This is a genomic window from Gordonia sp. QH-12 (assembly GCF_001578675.1).
Taxonomy (GTDB): Bacteria; Actinomycetota; Actinomycetes; order Mycobacteriales; family Mycobacteriaceae; genus Gordonia; species Gordonia sihwensis.
This window is the reverse complement of the sequence record NZ_KQ969302.1, coordinates 43,526-60,723: the sequence shown is the minus strand read 5'-3', so window position 1 is coordinate 60,723 and position 17,198 is coordinate 43,526. Positions and strand designations below refer to the sequence as shown.

Here is a 17,198-nt window from a genome sequence, read left to right as displayed (position 1 = left end):
CGATGCCGGTGCGCCGCCGCGGGAGTCGACGTCGAGACGTGCCGCTCAGCTGTACAGGTCGGCGATCGCCTCCTGGTACGACTGGTGGATCACGTTCCGCTTCAGCTTGAGCGTGGGCGTGAGCTCACCGGTCTCGATCGTGAAGTCGGTCTCGAGGATCTCGTACTTCTTGATGGCCTCGGCCTTGGACACGGTCTTGTTCGCGCCGGCGATCGCCGCGTCGATCTCGGCGCGCAGCTCCGGATTCCGGATCAGCTCCGACAACGGCGTCGACGCGGGCAGCCCCTTGCGCTCGAGCCATCCGGGGACCGCTTCGGGATCGAGGGTCACGAGTGCGGCGATGAACGGCTTCTGATCGCCCACGACGAGGCACTGGCTCACCAGCGGGTGCGCCCGGATGGTGTCCTCCAGCTGGGCGGGCGAGACGTTCTTGCCGCCTGCCGTGACGATCAGTTCCTTCTTGCGCCCGGTGATGAACAGGTAGCCGTCCTCGAGGCGGCCGATGTCGCCGGTGTGGAACCAACCGTCGCGGATCGCGTCGGCCGTCGCCTGCTCGTTGCGCCAGTAGCCGGAGAAGACCATCGGCCCCTTGAGCAGGATCTCGCCGTCGTCGGCGATCTTCACCGTGACGCCGGGCACCGGACGCCCCACCGAACCGATGCGGCTGTGCTCCTCGTTGTTGGCGGTGACCGCGGCGGTGGTCTCGGAGAGGCCGTAGCCCTCGTACACGGGCACCCCGGCGCCGCGGAAGAAATGGCCCAGCCGCTCACCGAGCGGGGCGCCGCCGGAGATGGCGCCCTCGCAGTTGCCGCCGAGCGCGGCGCGCAGCTTTCCGTACACCAGCTTGTCGAAGACCGCGTGCTTCACCTTGAGCAGGACGCCCGCGTCGCCGGATTCGACCGCCCGGCTGTACTCGATCGCCGTGTCGACGGCCTTCGCGAAGATCTTGCCCTTGCCTCCGTCGATCGCCTTCTGCTCGGCGGTGTTGTACACCTTCTCGAAGACGCGCGGGACCGACAGCACGTAGTTCGGCTTGAATACGGCCAGGTCGGCGATCAGATTCGGAATGTCGTTGGTGTGGCCCAGTACCACGGCGTTCTCCACGCAGCCCACGGCGACGACCCGTGCGAAGACGTGTGCGAGGGGCAGGAACAGCAGCGTCGACTTCCCCTCCTCGAGGCCGGTGCCGACGGCCTCGGCGGTCGCCGCGCACTCGGCGAGGAAGTTGTCGTGCGTCAAGACGACGCCCTTCGGCCGGCCCGTGGTCCCGGAGGTGTAGATCAACGTGGCGGCGTCGGAGGCCCGGGCCTGCGATTCCCGCTCGTCGAGCACCGAGTCGGGGAGGTCGGCGCCGCGCTTGCGGAGCGCGTTGATCGCGCCGTCGTCGATGACGAAGGTCTCGCGAAGCTCGGGCGCCGTCGCGATCACCTCCTGGTGGGTCGACCGGTTGGCCGCGGTCTCCACGATCAGTATCGATGCGCCCGAATCGGTGAGGATCCACTCCACCTGGTCGGGGGACGAGGTCTCGTAGATCGCGACGGTGGTGGCACCCGCGCGCCAGATCGCGTAGTCGATCAGGCTCCACTCGAACCGGGTGGAAGACAGTAGCGCGACGCGGTCGCCACGGCTCACGCCGGCGGCGATCAGGCCCTTCGCGACGGCGTCGACGTCGTCGGCGAAAGCGCCGGCGGTGACGGTGATCCACTGCCCGGAGTCCGCGCGCCTGCGGAACAGCGGCAGAGTCGGGCGGTCCTTCCGGTAGCGCTGCAGAGCAGTGATCGTGGTGGCGTTCTCATCAACTGTCGTGATGGATGGAGCAGTGAACTCCTGCATGGTGACGTCCCCTTGTGATACGAATTGCTTGATCTGTCTAACGCGATCCAAGTGATGGAACCGTACCGCACATCTCAGTGAGGGGCGTCACAGGGTGTCGGCGGGGTATTATCTACACCCGATGACTACGAATGTTCGCCGATGAGCGAATCCGAGAACACCAGCTCTACCGCGCCCGCGGCCGAGAAGTCCACCGCCTTCGGTGACCTCGGCATCGACCCCGGCGTGCTCAAGGCGCTCGACGACGTCGGCTACGAGACGCCGTCGCCGATCCAGGCGGCGACCATCCCTCCGTTGATGGAGGGACGCGACGTCGTCGGACTGGCGCAGACCGGCACCGGCAAGACCGCTGCCTTCGCACTGCCGATCCTCACCCGACTCGACACCTCGGCCCGCAAGCCGCAGGCCCTCGTGCTCGCGCCCACGCGCGAACTGGCGCTGCAGGTGGCCGAGGCCTTCGGCAGCTATTCGACGTACCTTCCCGAGGTCAAGGTGCTGCCGATCTATGGCGGCCAGAGCTACGGGATCCAGCTGTCCGGCCTGCGCCGCGGAGCCCAGGTGATCGTCGGCACGCCGGGCCGCGTGATCGATCATCTCGACAAGGGCACCCTCGACCTGTCGCAGCTCGAGTTCCTCGTGCTCGACGAGGCCGACGAGATGCTGACGATGGGCTTCGCCGAGGACGTCGAGCGAATCCTCGCCGACACCCCGGATCAGAAGCAGGTCGCGCTGTTCTCCGCGACCATGCCGGCCGCCATCGGCCGCCTGGCGCGCAAGTACCTGAACAACCCGCAGGAAGTCACCGTCAAGAACAAGACGGCGACCGCGCAGAACATCACGCAGAAGTACCTGCAGGTATCGCACCAGCGCAAGCTCGACGCCCTCACGCGGGTGCTCGAAGTGGAGCCGTTCGACGGCATGATCGTCTTCGTCCGGACCAAGTCGGCCACCGAGGAGCTCGCTGAGAAGCTGCGCGCCCGCGGCCTGAGCGCGATGGCGATCAACGGCGACATGGTCCAGGCCCAGCGTGAGCGCACCATCAATCAGCTCAAGGACGGTTCGCTCGACATCCTCGTGGCCACCGACGTGGCCGCTCGAGGACTGGACGTCGACCGCATCTCGCATGTGGTGAACTACGACATCCCGCACGACGTCGAGTCGTACGTGCACCGCATCGGGCGTACCGGCCGGGCCGGGCGGTCGGGCACCGCGCTGCTCTTCGTCTCGCCTCGCGAACGTCATCTGCTGCGGTCGATCGAGCGCCACACGCGGCAGGATCTCGAAGAGATCGATCTGCCGAGCGTCGACGACGTGAACGCCCAGCGCGTCGCCAAGTTCGCCGATTCGATCACCGAGAACCTCGCCTCCGACAATCTGGATCTGTTCCGCGGGCTGGTGGAGAACTACGCCCGCGAGAACGACGTCGCGATGGCCGACATCGCCGCGGCGCTGGCCCTGGAGACCCGCGACGGCGGCTTCCTGATGGCTCCCGATCCGCCCAAGGGCGAGCGGGGCGATCGCGGGGACCGGCGTGACCGTGCACCGCGCGGCGGCGGTCATTTCGCCACGTACCGCATCGCCGTCGGCCGCAAGCACAAGGTGTCGCCGGGCGCGATCGTCGGCGCGATCGCCAACGAGGGCGGCCTCACTCGCGGTGACTTCGGCAACATCAGCATCCGCGACGACTTCAGCCTCGTGGAACTCCCCAACGATCTCGACGCCGAGACGCTCGGGATGCTCAAGCACACCAAGATCGGCAAGCATCCGATCGACCTGCGCCCGGACATGGGTCCGCCGCGCGGTCGGGGAGGCGCCCGCGGATCGGCGCGCGGATACGAAGACCGCGGCCGCAAGGGCGGTTACCGCAAGGGCGGCGACAAGTTCGGCAAGCGACCGGCCCGCGTGGCCGGCCGCGGTCGCGACAGTCGCTAGGCTCACGGCGCACTGCCGCATGAGATTGACCGCTCACAGCCCAGGATGCCTGTTCTCGCAGGTGTGGGCCGTGAGCGGTCAATCTTGTGCGGCTGCTCTGTCCCATGGGGCTTTGCGAGTAGCCTTCCCCCTCAGACGCTCGAGCAGAAGCAGCCCGGCTGGTTCGCGGGAATGGGTCTGGTCGCGCCGCTGCTGATGATCGTCGGCTGAGGTTCTCGGGTTGGGGGCGGGATGATTTCGACTCGCTCCGCTCGCTCAATCAGCGGGGTCGGGGGTGTCGCTCAACGAGGCGACACCCGCCGCCGTCAGATGATCAGCGGCAGCGTCGCGGCGGCGGTTGTCGGAAGGTACAGGGTCGCCAGAGGGGTGAGCGCGGACGGTTCGGGATTCACCTCGATGATCGGCGTGCCCGCCTCCGCGGCGAGCATCGGCAGTCCCGCGGCGGGGTGGACCACCCCGCTGGTGCCGACGATGATCAGCAGATCGCAGGCCCCGACCGTCTGCGACGCTGTCAGCCAGTCGAGGTTCGGAAGCGATTCGCCGAACCACACGACGCCGGGGCGCAGACTCGCGCCGCACTCGGGGCATCGGGGGCGCACCGACTCGAGTGCGACGTCCGGATCCGCGCGATGCGGGCAGGCCTCGCAGCGCGGAGCCTTGAGACTGCCGTGCAGATGAGCGTCGACCGTCGACCCAGCTCGCTCGTGGAGATCGTCGACATTCTGCGTGATGACGCTGACACGACCGCCCGCGGACTCCTTCTTCCGGCCGAGCTCGGCCACCGCGTGGTGCCCGGCGTTCGGCTCCACCTCGCCAAGACGCGCCGCGCGGTCCCGATACCAGCCCCACACGAGGTCGGAGTCGCGCCGCCACGCCTCGGGCGTGGCGAGATCGGCGGGATCGTAGTTCTCCCACAGTCCGGTCAGGGCGTCGCGGAAGGTCGGAATCCCGCTCTCGGCCGACATCCCCGCGCCGGAGAAGACACAGACATGGTCTGCGGCGGCGATCAGTGCGGCTGCCTGCGACAGCGATTCGGGAGTGACAGTCCTGGTCACGACTGTGACTCCAGCGCCGATCGCAACACGGCGGCGGTCGACTCCAAGTCGCCGGCACGACGCGTCAGGAACCCCTTAGCGAAGGTCAGCTTGTCGCCTGCATGCCTGGGCACCACGTGCAGGTGCGAGTGGAAGACGGTCTGGGACGCGGCACGGCCGTCGTTCATCGCGAGATTCACTCCGTCGGCGCCGATCGCGCTCGACCGCATGGCACCGGCGATCCGCTGACCCGCGCCGAACATCTTTCCGCCGATCTCCGGATCGAGATCGGCGAGACCGGACGAGTGCTTTCGCGGGACCACCAGGGTGTGTCCCCGCGTGATCGGTGAGAGGTCGAGGAAGGCGATCACGTCGTCGTCGGAGTACACGACGTGGGCGGGGGAGACGCCGGAGACGATGCCGCAGAAGACGCAGTCGGTCATGGCACCCGAGCGTAACCGCCCGCAACGACACGAGCGCCGGGACCTCCGATGAGGGTGTCCCGGCGCTCGCGCTTGCTTCGGCTACTGGTGTCCCGAGGTGCAGGCCCAGTCGTGGATGTATCCGCCGCCCGAGTAGTACAGGGCATTCGACTCCGCGGTGTAGAGGTCAGCGCCCCACGCGTAACCCCAGTACGAACTGCTCTTGGCGATCGCGCCGCAGGCATTGCGCATCTGCACCACCACCTGGCAGTCGCTGTAGCCGCACCACGACAGGGCCGCGTTGGACGCGCTCGACCAGTCGGGATAGTCGATGGCGCGACCGGTGGCTCCGGTGCTGGGTGAGAGCGCGATGGCGCCGTAGTAGTTGGCCGCGTGGGCCGGGGCCGGCGTGATCGTGGCGGGAACGGTAAGCGCCGCACCGACACCGGCGGTCACGAGTGCCGCGGTGGCCAGGCGCTTGCGCAGGCTGATCGGACGAGTCTTCATGGTCTTCTCTTCTCTGGATCGGCGGCGATCAGCCGACCGGGCTGCGGGTCGGTTCACCGGACTTCGGTGCGTGAGACGGCTTGGCACTCGGCGACTTGACGTCGGCCGGCTTCGTGACGGTGACGGTCTTGCCCCAGTCGCTCAGGGTGACGGTCATCGAGGCACCCTTGGCGGGTTCGGAGGCGACGCGCACGACGTTGTTCTTGCCGTCCTTGGTGACCCAGACTGTCACCGGGATGTCGCCGTCGAGGCCCTTGGCCTGAGGTGAGGTTCCCGTCAGGCCCGCGAGATCCTTGGCCGGGAGGGTTCCGGTGATCTTGGTGGCCTCGACACCGTCGACGGTCTCGCTGCCCTCCTCCTTCGCTCCCTGAATGCTGCGCAGGACGTGCGGCACGCCCTCGTTGACGTCGAGGATCTTGGAGACGTCGTAGATCGACCGGCCGCTGCCGTAGTCGATGTACCCCTTGTCGTCGACGTCTGCGTACATGTGGTCGTCGACGTATACGAACGGCGCCTCGACGGACTTGCCGCCCATGTCGAGTGTCGCGGTGCCTTCGCCGACCATCTTCGGCTTGGTTCCGATGGACGCCTCGACCTCGGAGGCGTTGAGGCCCTGCAGCGAGCCCTCCACCTCGATGTCGACCTTCGCACCGGTCAGGGCGGCGGCGGTGTCGGCGGCCGCATCGAGTGAGGTGGTGGCGGCCGAGTCGGACGTGGTCGTCGAGTCGGTGTCGCCGCTGTCGCTGCTGGAGCATCCCGTCAGCGCGACGGCGGCGGTGACGACGGCTGCCGCCGAGGCAAGCGCGAATCGCTTCGAACGTTTCATGAAGTGGGATCCTCCTGATTTTCTCCCCGCAGCAGGCCCCTCCAGCGGATCTGGACGGCTGTCGCGAGTCCCTGCAACGGAACTTACAGCGATGAGTGACCTGCGCGAAGAATGAGTCGATCATCGGGATGACACGCGGAGCCCGGACCCGAATGTGATAACGGTCACGAAAATTCCTTCGGCGCTGGCCGAGGCGGTTACCCGCCGGTCTACCAGCGGGTATACCTGTCGGTCGCCGACAAACATGAGGGATGCCTCATGTTTCTGTGCGACGATTGGCCACGTTCCAGCGACGGACCATGTCCGACGTGACGCATCGACAGGAGAGCTTGTGACCCTCGACCAGCACCGCACCGGCCAGCACACCGACAGAATCGATTCCGGAAGTCTGCTCGACCGTCTCGCCGCAGGCGAGAGCTATGCGATCTGCTTCGGAGGACAGGGCGGCGCGTGGCTGCCGACGCTCACCGAACTGGTGAACGACGCCGATCTCGGCGAGACGATCGCCGGAATCGCCGACGACGCGCGCGAGGTCCTCGAGCCGGTCGCCGACGAGCTCGCCGCCGCCGGCGCCGACCGCTTCGAGCCCCTCACCTGGATCCGCGCGCACGACGAGGAACTGCCGGTTCCCAGTGAGACCGAACTGGCCGACGCGCTCGTCTCGCTGCCCGGGATCCTGCTCACCCAGCTCGCGGCCGTGTCGAACCTCGGCAAGCAGGGGCTGGACACCACGGTTCTTCCGCCCAGCGCCGTCATCGGCCACTCGCAGGGGATCCTCGCCACCGAGGCCGTGGCCGCCGACGGCCAGCTGCCGGCAGTCGCGGAGTCCGACCTGCTGGCGATCGCTCAGCTGATCGGCGCGGCGGCCACCGTCGTGTCCCGCCGGACGGGTCTGCTCGGCACCCACGAGGCCGCCCCCATGATCTCCGTCGCCGGCGTGAGCCCCGCGCAGATCGACGAACTGCTCGCCGAGTACGTCGCGGGACAGCCCGCCGACGCCACGGGGCTGCCGACCGTCGCGATCGTGAACTCCCGGCGCACCGTGGTGCTGACGGGCTCGCCGCGCCATCTCGCGGCGTTCAGTGCGCTCGCCGAGCTCCGCGCGGCCGCCGAGGCCGACGAACGCAAGCGCAAGGTCACCGGCGGCACGCCCTTCTCGCCGGTCATCGAGGACCTCAACGTCACCGTCCCCTTCCATCACCCCGATCTCGCACCGGCGGTGGAACTGGCCGTCGACTGGGCTCAGCGTTGCGGTCTGGACACCGAGCTGGTCCGCAGGCACGCCGCGGCCGTGCTCGTCGACCCGGTGAACTGGGTGGAGCTGGTGGGCGACACCGTCGACTCCGGCGCTCGCTGGGTGATCGACTTCGGACCCGCCGATCTCGCGTCGCGGCTGTCGGCGCCGAACCTGCGCGGGCAGGGCGTCGGCGTGATCGCCGCGGCCACCCGCGGCGGTCAGCGCAACCTCTTCGTCCCCGGCTCGGCTCCGGAGGTCTCGCGGCCGTGGTCGGTGTTCGCGCCGCGCCTGGTGAACCTGCCCGACGGTCGCACCGTGGTCGACACCGCGTTCACCCGTCTCACCGGCCGCTCGCCGATGCTGCTCGCGGGCATGACCCCGACCACCGTCGACCCCGCCATCGTGGCCGCGGCCGCCAACGCCGGCCACTGGGCCGAGCTCGCGGGCGGCGGTCAGGTGACCGAGGAGATCTTCGAGGGCAACCTCGCGCGTCTGCAGGAATTGCTCGAACCCGGCCGCCAGGTCCAGTTCAACTCGTTGTTCCTCGATCCGTACCTGTGGAAGCTGCAGCTGGGCGGCAACAAGCTGGTCCAGAAGGCACGTGCCAAGGGAGCGCCCTTCGACGGCGTGATCGTCACCGCGGGCATCCCCGAACTGGATGAGGCCGTCGACCTGGTCCACGAGTTCACCGAGGCCGGCCTGCACTACGTCGCGTTCAAGCCCGGCACCGTCGACCAGATCCGTCAGGTGGTCCGCATCGCCTTGCAGGTGCCGCACTTCCCGGTGATCGTCCAGGTGGAAGGCGGACGCGCCGGCGGTCACCACTCCTGGGAGGACCTCGACGACCTGCTGCTGGCGACCTACGCCGAACTGCGCGACCGTCCCAACATCGTGCTCTGCGTCGGCGGTGGCATCGGCACGCCCGAGCGTGCCAGCGAGTACCTGACCGGCGCGTGGGCCACAGCGCACGGCTACCCGGCGATGCCGCTCGACGGCATTCTGGTCGGCACCGCGGCGATGGCGACCCTCGAGGCCACCACCGCGCCCGAGGTGAAGCAGCTCCTCGTCGAGACCCAGGGCTGCGACACCTGGATCGGTGCCGGTCACGCGGAGGCGGGCATGGCCTCTGGCCGCAGCCAGCTGGGTGCCGACATCCACGAGATCGACAACTCCGCCTCGCGCACCGGCCGCCTGCTCGACGAGGTGGCCGGCGACGCCGCCGCCGTCGCGGAACGCCGCGACGAGATCATCGAGGCCCTCGCCGCGACCGCGAAGCCGTACTTCGGCGACGTCGCGACGATGACGTACCGCGAGTGGCTCGACCGCTACGCCGAACTCGCCGTGGGCAGCGCGCAGGCGCCCCTCGAGTGGGCCGACATCACCTGGGAGCAGCGTTTCTCCGACATGCTGCGGCGCACCGAGGCGCGCATGAACGAGCTCGATTCGGGTGAGTTCGTCTCCGCCTTCGCCGGCGATGTCCCGAACCCGCACGAGGCGATCGCCGAGCTGGCCGAACTGTACCCGGCCATCGACTCCGACATCCTCCACCCGGCCGACGTCGCGTTCTTCCTCGAGCTGTGCCGTACGCCCGGCAAGCCCGTGAACTTCGTTCCGGTGATCGACAAGGACGTCCGTCGCTGGTACCGCAGCGACTCGCTGTGGCAGGCGCACGACGCCCGCTACTCGGCCGACCAGGTCTGCATCATCCCGGGCACCGTCGCCGTCGCGGGCATCACCCGCGTCGACGAGCCGGTCGGCGAACTGCTGAACCGCTTCGAGGCGCAGGTCACCGCCGACCTGCGGGCCGCCGGTGAGCAGGCACGGGTGGTCGCGGCCCGCCGTCACCGCGACATCGTCCCGGAGTCGGGACCGCTCAGCGTTCTCATCGAAGCGGAGGACGTGCTGTGGGCCGGCCGACAGGTCCGCAACCCGATCGCTCTGCTCGGCGACCGCGACGCCTGGAAGCTCTACGACGGCGAGTACGCCGAACACCCCAGCGGCGCGATGGTCGCCTTCGTCCCCGATGCCGAGACGGCCGACGATGAGATCCGGCTCGACCTGGTGGTCCCGGTGTCGGGCTCGATTCTGCGCATCCCGTTCACCGGCGACCTCCGGGCGACCGACGGCGGCAGCCCTCGGATCACCACGGCCGGCGCGGCGGACGCGATGACCGAACTCCTGACCGTCGCGGCCGGCGGCTCGCTGCTCGACTCGGTCGACGGCGTCGTCACGTCGACGGTCGCCTGGAAGGCCGACTCGGTCGCCGACCACAGCGGAGCGACCGCGTCGAGCCTGCCCGGCCCGCTGACCCCGACCACGCCGGTGGCCCCGAACGGTTTCGCCGTGCCCGACACCCTCGTCGTCGCCTGCTGGCCCAGCGTCTTCAGCGTCATCGGCGCCGCCCGGACCGACGCGGGCCATCCCGTGGTCGAGGGTCTGCTGGACTTGGTCCACCTCGACCACGCGGTCGAGCTCACCGGTGAGATCCCCGCGGTCGACACCGAGCTGACGGTGACCGCCCGCCTCATCGGCGTCTCCGACACCGGCGTCGGCCGAGTGGTCGAGGTGCATGTCGAGGTCGCCGCCGCCGACGACTCTCCGATCGCGGTGCTGCGTGAGCGCTTCGCCATCCGCGGCCGGATCGGTTCGGCCGCGTTGCCCGACCCGGTCCGCGCGGGCGGCGCGGCCGCCGGTGAGCAGCCGGGAACGCGGAAATTCCTGCGCTCGGCCTCGCTGACCGCACCGGCCCGCATGAACGGATTCGCCGTGGTCTCCGGAGACCGCAACCCCATCCACACCGACGCGCTGGCGGCCCGCCTGGCCGGCTTGGGCGATCCGATCGTCCACGGCATGTGGCTCTCGGCCGCGGCCCAGCAGGTGCTGGCGGCGGGCGACCGGGAGAACCCGGTTCCCGCTCCGCGCGCCATCCGCGGCTGGACCGCCCGCTACCTCGGCATGGTCCGGCTCGGCGACACCGTCGACATCCGCATCGACCGCGTCGGCATGGATGCCGGTCGGGAGACCGTCGAACTGACCGCCAAGGTCGACGGCGAACTGGTGATGGCGGCGACCGCGCTGCTGGACGCCCCGCGCACGGTGTACGCCTTCCCGGGTCAGGGCATTCAGCACAAGGGCATGGGCCTGGAGGCGCGCTCGCGCTCGGCGGCCGCCCGCGAGGTCTGGGACCGCGCGGACAAGCACACCCGCGAGGCGCTCGGCTTCTCGATCCTCGCAGTGGTGCGCGACAATCCGACCACTCTGGTGGCGAAGGGCACCACGTACCACCACCCCGACGGCGTGCTCTTCCTGACGCAGTTCACCCAGGTCGCGATGGCGACGCTCGGTGTCGCGCAGATCGCCGAGCTCCGTGAAGCCGGGGCCTTCGTCGAGGGATCCATCACCTGCGGTCACTCGGTGGGCGAGTACAACGCGCTCGCCGCCTGCGCCGGCGTGCTTCCGCTCGAGGCGGTGCTCGAGGTGGTGTTCCAGCGCGGTTCCGCGATGCACCACCTGGTTCCGCGCGACGAGCAGGGCCGTTCCGACTACCGCATGGCCGCCATCCGGCCCAGCCAGTTCGGTCTCAAGGACGCCGACGTCGAGGAGTTCGTCGCGTCCGTCGGCCGCGAGGTGGACGAGTACCTCGAGGTGGTGAACCTCAACCTGCTCGGTTCGCAGTACGCGATCGCCGGTACCGTCCGCGGACTGGAGCGGCTGGAGGCCGAGATCGTCCGCCGCGTCGAGGAGTTCGGAGGCAAGCGCGCCTTCATCCTGGTGCCCGGCATCGACGTGCCGTTCCACTCCACGGTGCTCCGCGCCGGCGTGCCCGAGTTCCGCGGCAAGCTCGAGGAACTCCTGCCCGCCGACATCGATCCCGACATCCTCGTCGGCCGCTACATTCCGAACCTGGTGCCTCGGCTGTTCAACCTGAGCCGCGAGTTCGTCACCGAGATCGCCGGACTGGTGCCGTCCGATCCGCTCGACGCGGTGCTCGCCGAGTGGGACTCGTGGGCCGCACGGCCCTTCGAGCTGACGCGCGTCATCCTGATCGAGCTGTTGGCTTGGCAGTTCGCCAGCCCGGTCCGCTGGATCGAGACGCAGGATCTGCTGTTCACACCGGCTGCCGACGGCGGCCTGGGCATCGACCGGTTCGTCGAGGTGGGCGTCAAGAACGCCCCGACGCTCTCCGGCCTGGCCCGCAACACCCTGAAGCTGCCCGACTACGCGGCAGCCGCCGCCGAGGTGCTCAACGCCGAGTCCGACGCAGCGGTGCTGCGCGCGGAGGACTCCGCACCCGAGCCGGTCGAGGACGACGTGGTGCAGGAGGCGCCGGCGGAGACTGCTGCCGCCGCGGCTCCGGCACCGTCGGCTCCCGCTCCGGCTCCGGCGGCTGCCGCCGGGCCCCGACCGGACGACATCGCGTTCGGCCCGGCCGACGCGGTGCGCGCGGTGATCGCCCTGTGGACCAAGATGACGCCGGCGCAGATCGGCCCGGCCGACACCATCGAATCGCTGTGCGACGGCGTGTCGTCCCGGCGCAACCAGCTGCTGCTCGACATCGGCACCGAGCTCGGACTCGGAGCCATCGACGGTGCGGCCGAGGCCGACATGGGGGCGCTCGCGTCCACGGTCAGCACCCTGGCCCGCGGTTACAAGCCGCTCGGCGACGTGCTCACCGACGCCGTCGGCGACCAGATCCGCAAGATCGCCGGTCCCATCGGCAAGCGCGCCTCGTACATCACCGATCGCGTGACCAACGCCTGGCAGCTGGGGGAGGGCTGGGGTCGGCACACGCTGGTGGCCGTGGCCCTCGGCTCCCGCGAGGGCGTCAGCGTCCGGGGCGGCGACTTGGGTGATCTGCTCGATGGCGCGGTCGGCTCGGCCGCCGACTTCGACGCGCTGATCGACCGCGCGGTCCGCAGCGTCGGCCAGGCCCGCGGCATCGCCGTGGAACTGCCCGCCGCGGCCTCGGCGTCCGGCGGGACGGTCGACGCGGCGGCGCTCGGCGAATTCACCGAGCAGATCACCGGCCCGAGCGGCGTCCTGGCACGCACTGCGCACACGATCCTCGATCAGCTGGGGCTGACCGATGTGGTCGACGCCTCGCAGGCCGAGACCGACCCCACCGCTGAGCTGGCCGACCTGGTCAGCAGCGAGCTCGGCTCCGACTGGCAGCGGACCGTCGCCCCGGCGTTCGACGCCGAGCGCGCGGTGCTGCTCGACGACCGCTGGGCCACCGCCCGCGAGGATCTCGCCCGCCTGTGGCTGGACTCCGAGGAGGACGTCCACGGACGTCATCACGAGCTGGCCGAGGCGATGACCGGTGCGGGCGACCAGGTCGCCGAGCACGCCACCTGGTGGCAGGGCAAGGCCCTGGCCCTCGGATACAGCGAGCACGCCGATGTGTACGGTGCCATCGCCCACGCGGCCCAGCTGCCCGAGCCCGGCCGGTTCGCCGACGACATCGCCGTCGTCACCGGTGCGTCGAAGGGATCGATCGCCGCGGCCGTGGTCGGCGAGCTGCTCGCCGGCGGCGCGACGGTGGTCGCGACCACCTCGCGCCTCAACAGCGACCGGATGGACTTCTACAAGGAGCTCTACCGCACTCACGCACGGCACGACGCCGCGCTGTGGGTGGTGCCGGCCAACCTCGCGTCGTACGGCGATGTGGACGGACTGATCGAGTGGCTCGGCTCCGAACAGACCGAGAACCTCGGTGCCAGCACTGCCGTCGTCAAGCCGGTGATGCGCCCGACGCTGCTGTTCCCGTTCGCCGCGCCGCGGGTGGCGGGCGATCTCACCGACGCCGGTTCGCGCGCCGAACTGGAGATGAAGGTGCTGCTGTGGTCGGTGGAACGGCTGATCGCCGGTCTGACGGCCATCGGAGCCGACCACGACATCGACGCCCGTCTGCACGTGGTGCTGCCGGGATCGCCGAACCGCGGCATGTTCGGCGGTGACGGTGCCTACGGCGAGGCCAAGGCCGCGCTCGACGCGCTCGTCACCCGGTGGGGCGCCGAGGAGTCCTGGAACAAGCGGACCACCCTCGCGCACGCCCTCATCGGCTGGGTGCGCGGCACCGGACTGATGGGCCACAACGACGGACTCGTCGAGGCCGTCGAAGCCGCGGGCGTCAAGACCTGGAGCACGCCCGAGATGGCCGCGGCCCTCGTCGAACTGTGCTCGGAGCAGGCGCGTGAGAAGGCGGTCGCCGAGCCGCTGATCGCCGATCTGACGGCCGGGCTCGACCCGGAGAAGATCGATCTGCGGGCCCTGGCGGCTGCTGCCGCCGAGGCACAGACCGAGGACGGCCCTGAGGATAACGGCGGTGAGGACAACGGCGCTGCGAGCACCGCGGGCGTCACGGTGGCGGCGCTTCCCGCGCCGGCCCGCGCCGACGTCCCGATCGAGCACGCGTGGCCCGAACTCGATTCGCGCCCCGAGGATCTGGTGGTCATCGTCGGCGCAGGCGAGGTCGGCCCCTACGGCTCGGCACGCACCCGATTCGAGATGGAGGTGGACGAGAAGCTCTCGGCCGCAGGCGTCCTCGAACTGGCGTGGACCACGGGTCTGGTGACGTGGGAGGAGACCCCGAAGGCCGGCTGGTACGACGTCGAGTCCGGTGAGCCGGTCGCCGAGTCGGAGATCGCCGAGCGCTATCACGACGCCGTCGTCGAACGGTGCGGCATCCGCCGCTACGCCGACGAGGGGGCGATGGTCGACAACACCTCGCCGCTGCTGGAGTCGGTGTTCCTCGACCAGGATCTGACCTTCACCGTCCCGAACGAGGCCGCGGCCCGCGAGTTCGTCTCGGCCGACCCCGAACGCACCCGGATCGCACCCAACGCCGAGACCGGCGACTGGACGGTCACCCGCCTGGCGGGCACCGAGATCCGCGTCCCGCGCCGTGCGAGCCTGTCGCGCACCGTCGGCGGCCAGATCCCGACCGGTTTCGATCCGGTCCGCTGGGGCGTCTCTCCGGACATGGCCGAGTCGGTCGACCGCGTCGCCCTGTGGAACCTGGTCGCGACCGTCGACGCCTTCGTCACCGCCGGCTTCTCGCCGTCGGAGCTGATGCGCTGGGTGCACCCGGGTCTGGTCGCCAACACTCAGGGCACGGGCATGGGCGGCATGACGTCGATGCGGTCGCTGTACGTCGACACCCTGCTCGGGGAGTCGAAGGCCAACGACATCCTGCAGGAGGCGTTGCCCAACGTGGTCGCCGCGCACGTCGTGCAGTCGTACATCGGCAGCTACGGCGCGATGATCCACCCGGTCGCCGCGTGCGCCACCGCCGCCGTCTCGGTGGAGGAGGGCGTCGACAAGATCCGCCTCGGGAAGGCACTCTTCTCGGTCGCCGGCGGATTCGACGACCTCGGCATCGAGGGCATCGTCGGATTCGGTGACATGTCGGCGACCGCCGACTCGGCCAAGATGACTGCCAAGGGCATCGACGACCGACGGTTCTCCCGAGCCAATGACCGCAGGCGCGGCGGCTTCGTCGAGTCGGCCGGCGGCGGCACGGTGCTGCTGGCGCGCGGCGATGTGGCAGCTCAGCTGGGACTGCCGGTCCTCGGCGTGGTGGCCTGGGCTCAGAGCTTCGGCGACGGCGTCCACACCTCCATCCCGGCGCCGGGACTGGGGGCGCTCGGCGCGGCCCGCGGCGAGAAGGCCTCGCCGTTGGCGTCCGCGCTGTCAGCCCTGGGGGTGAGCCCGGACGACGTGGCAGTGGTGTCCAAGCACGACACCTCCACCCGCGCCAACGATCCGAACGAGTCCGAACTCCATGAGCGTCTGGCCGAGGCGATCGGCCGCAACACCGGCGCGCCGCTGTTCGTCGTCTCGCAGAAGTCGCTGACCGGTCACGCGAAGGGCGGTGCGGCCGCCTTCCAGCTGATCGGCCTGTGCCAGGTGCTCCGCGACGGCGTCATCCCGCCGAACCGCAGCCTGGACTGCGTCGACGAGAAGATGCGAGAGTACCCGCACCTGGTGTGGCCGCGCGAGACCCTGCGCATGGGCGGACGCTTCCCGCTCAAGGCCGGACTGCTGACCTCGCTGGGCTTCGGTCACGTCTCGGGTCTCATCGCGGTGGTGCATCCGGAGGCGTTCGTCGCCACTCTCGACGAGTCCGAGCGGGCGACGTACCGCGAGCAGAGCGCCCGGCGTCTGCGCGACGGCCGTCAGCGTCTGCTGCAGGCGATGTGCGGCGGCGATGCGATGTACCAGCGTCCCGCCGACCGCCGCCTCGGCGACGGTGACGAGCACGAGACCGAAGCCGGGCTCCTGCTCGATCCGGAGGTCCGCCTCGGTGACGAGGGCGCTTACGCCGTGGACGGTCTCGCCCGGTGAGCATCGTCGGGGTCGGCATCGACATGGTGTCGGTGCCGGAGTTCGCCGAGCAACTCCGCACTCCGGGCTCCTCGTTCGGCGCTCACTTCAGCGTGGGGGAGCGGCGTGATGCGGCCGAGCGCACCGGCGACGAGGCGCGTCACCTCGCGGCCCGCTGGGCTGCGAGGGAGGCGGTCGTGAAGGCGTGGTCGTCGAGCCGGTTCGGCTTGGCGCCGCTCCTTCCGGAGTCCGCGGTCAACGACGTCGAGGTGCAGTCGGACGCTCACGGACGCCCGCGGATCCGGCTGCACGGCGACATCGCCCAGGCACTCGCGGGACTGTCGATCCACGTATCGCTCACCCACGACGGCGACATGGCCGCCGCCGTGGCGATCCTCGAGGATCGAGGCGAGAGCTAGCTCCGGCCGGAGACCTCTTCGAGCATGAGATAGCCGCCGAGCATCCGCTTGAGTTCGTACACGGTCATCTCATGATCGTGACCGTCCTGGACCGAGAAGCTCAGCAGCGAGTACGCGGTGTGGACCAGCACCTGGGCCATCATCGCCCGACGGTCGCGCTGATCCGGCGTCAACGGCGCCAGGATCCGCGCGACCTGGTCGGCGAGGATCCCTTCGTTGATCGAGGCCGTCGCGCGCGTCGCGGGGGTCGACTGCACGGCCAGCCACACCGCGCGGCGCGAGGGATCGGTGCGCCACAGTTCGGCGAGGTGGTCGAGGAACTTCTCCAGCAGCTCCGGCCACTTGAGTGACGGGATCTCCGAGGCGAACGAGGTGAGTTCGTCGCGCACCGCGCTCGAATCGTTGCGGTCCAGTTCGCAGACCACCACGTACTTGTTCGCGAAATACTGGTAGATGGTGCCGATCGGCAGTTCGGCGCGTGCGGCGATCTGCTCGCATGTCAGCGATTCGAAGCCGACGTCGATGAGCACCTCGCGGGCCGCGGTGAGGATCGACTCGAAGGTGCGCCTGCTCCGTTCCTGGGTGGGCCGCTTGCGGGGGACGAGCGGTTCCGGGGAACTGATGTCGGACGTCGAATGCTCGGACATGAAGTGATGCCGGGGT

The 17,198-nt window shown here is 69.7% G+C and carries 9 protein-coding genes; 3 read left to right on the top strand and 6 right to left on the bottom strand.

Annotated features, from left to right (window positions below; all coding sequences use genetic code 11):
* Positions 1-45: 45 nt before the first annotated feature.
* Entirely contained in the window at positions 46-1,833 is a 1,788-nt protein-coding gene (locus Y710_RS16300) for an AMP-dependent synthetase/ligase (protein ID WP_062367946.1), read from the bottom strand.
* A 141-nt stretch (positions 1,834-1,974) separates the two neighbouring features.
* On the opposite strand from Y710_RS16300, the gene Y710_RS16295 reads away from it, so the two are divergent.
* Positions 1,975-3,765, top strand: coding sequence for a DEAD/DEAH box helicase (locus tag Y710_RS16295; RefSeq protein WP_006898244.1), 1,791 nt, complete (start codon positions 1,975-1,977; stop codon positions 3,763-3,765).
* A 305-nt stretch (positions 3,766-4,070) separates the two neighbouring features.
* On the opposite strand, the gene Y710_RS16290 is transcribed toward Y710_RS16295, so the two are convergent.
* From Y710_RS16290 to Y710_RS16275, 4 genes are all read right to left on the bottom strand, one after another.
* Entirely contained in the window at positions 4,071-4,820 is a 750-nt protein-coding gene (locus Y710_RS16290; protein WP_062367945.1) for an SIR2 family NAD-dependent protein deacylase, read from the bottom strand.
* The gene (locus tag Y710_RS16285; RefSeq protein WP_006896535.1) at positions 4,817-5,242 is read right to left on the bottom strand and encodes an HIT family protein; all 426 of its coding nucleotides are present in this window, start codon (positions 5,240-5,242) and stop codon (positions 4,817-4,819) included. The genes Y710_RS16290 and Y710_RS16285 overlap by 4 nt, the downstream gene beginning before the upstream one ends.
* An 81-nt stretch (positions 5,243-5,323) precedes the next feature.
* The gene (locus Y710_RS16280; protein ID WP_082083846.1) at positions 5,324-5,728 is read right to left on the bottom strand and encodes a DUF4189 domain-containing protein; all 405 of its coding nucleotides are present in this window, start codon (positions 5,726-5,728) and stop codon (positions 5,324-5,326) included.
* A gap of 28 nt (positions 5,729-5,756) precedes the next feature.
* On the bottom strand, positions 5,757-6,554 hold the full coding sequence (locus Y710_RS16275; RefSeq protein ID WP_045536681.1) for an SCO4651 family lipoprotein: 798 nt from the start codon (positions 6,552-6,554) through the stop codon (positions 5,757-5,759).
* A gap of 331 nt (positions 6,555-6,885) precedes the next feature.
* Here Y710_RS16275 and Y710_RS16270 point away from each other — a divergent pair, with 331 nt between their 5' ends.
* On the top strand, positions 6,886-16,137 hold the full coding sequence (locus tag Y710_RS16270; RefSeq protein ID WP_062367944.1) for a type I polyketide synthase: 9,252 nt from the start codon (positions 6,886-6,888) through the stop codon (positions 16,135-16,137).
* Positions 16,134-16,535, top strand: coding sequence for a holo-ACP synthase AcpS (locus tag Y710_RS16265; RefSeq protein ID WP_062367943.1), 402 nt, complete (start codon positions 16,134-16,136; stop codon positions 16,533-16,535). The genes Y710_RS16270 and Y710_RS16265 overlap by 4 nt, the downstream gene beginning before the upstream one ends.
* On the opposite strand, the gene Y710_RS16260 is transcribed toward Y710_RS16265, so the two are convergent.
* Positions 16,532-17,182 (bottom strand): TetR/AcrR family transcriptional regulator, encoded by a 651-nt coding sequence (locus Y710_RS16260; protein WP_006896540.1) that lies wholly within the window; start codon positions 17,180-17,182, stop codon positions 16,532-16,534. The two genes, Y710_RS16265 and Y710_RS16260, sit on opposite strands and share 4 nt — an antisense overlap.
* Positions 17,183-17,198 lie beyond the last annotated feature (16 nt).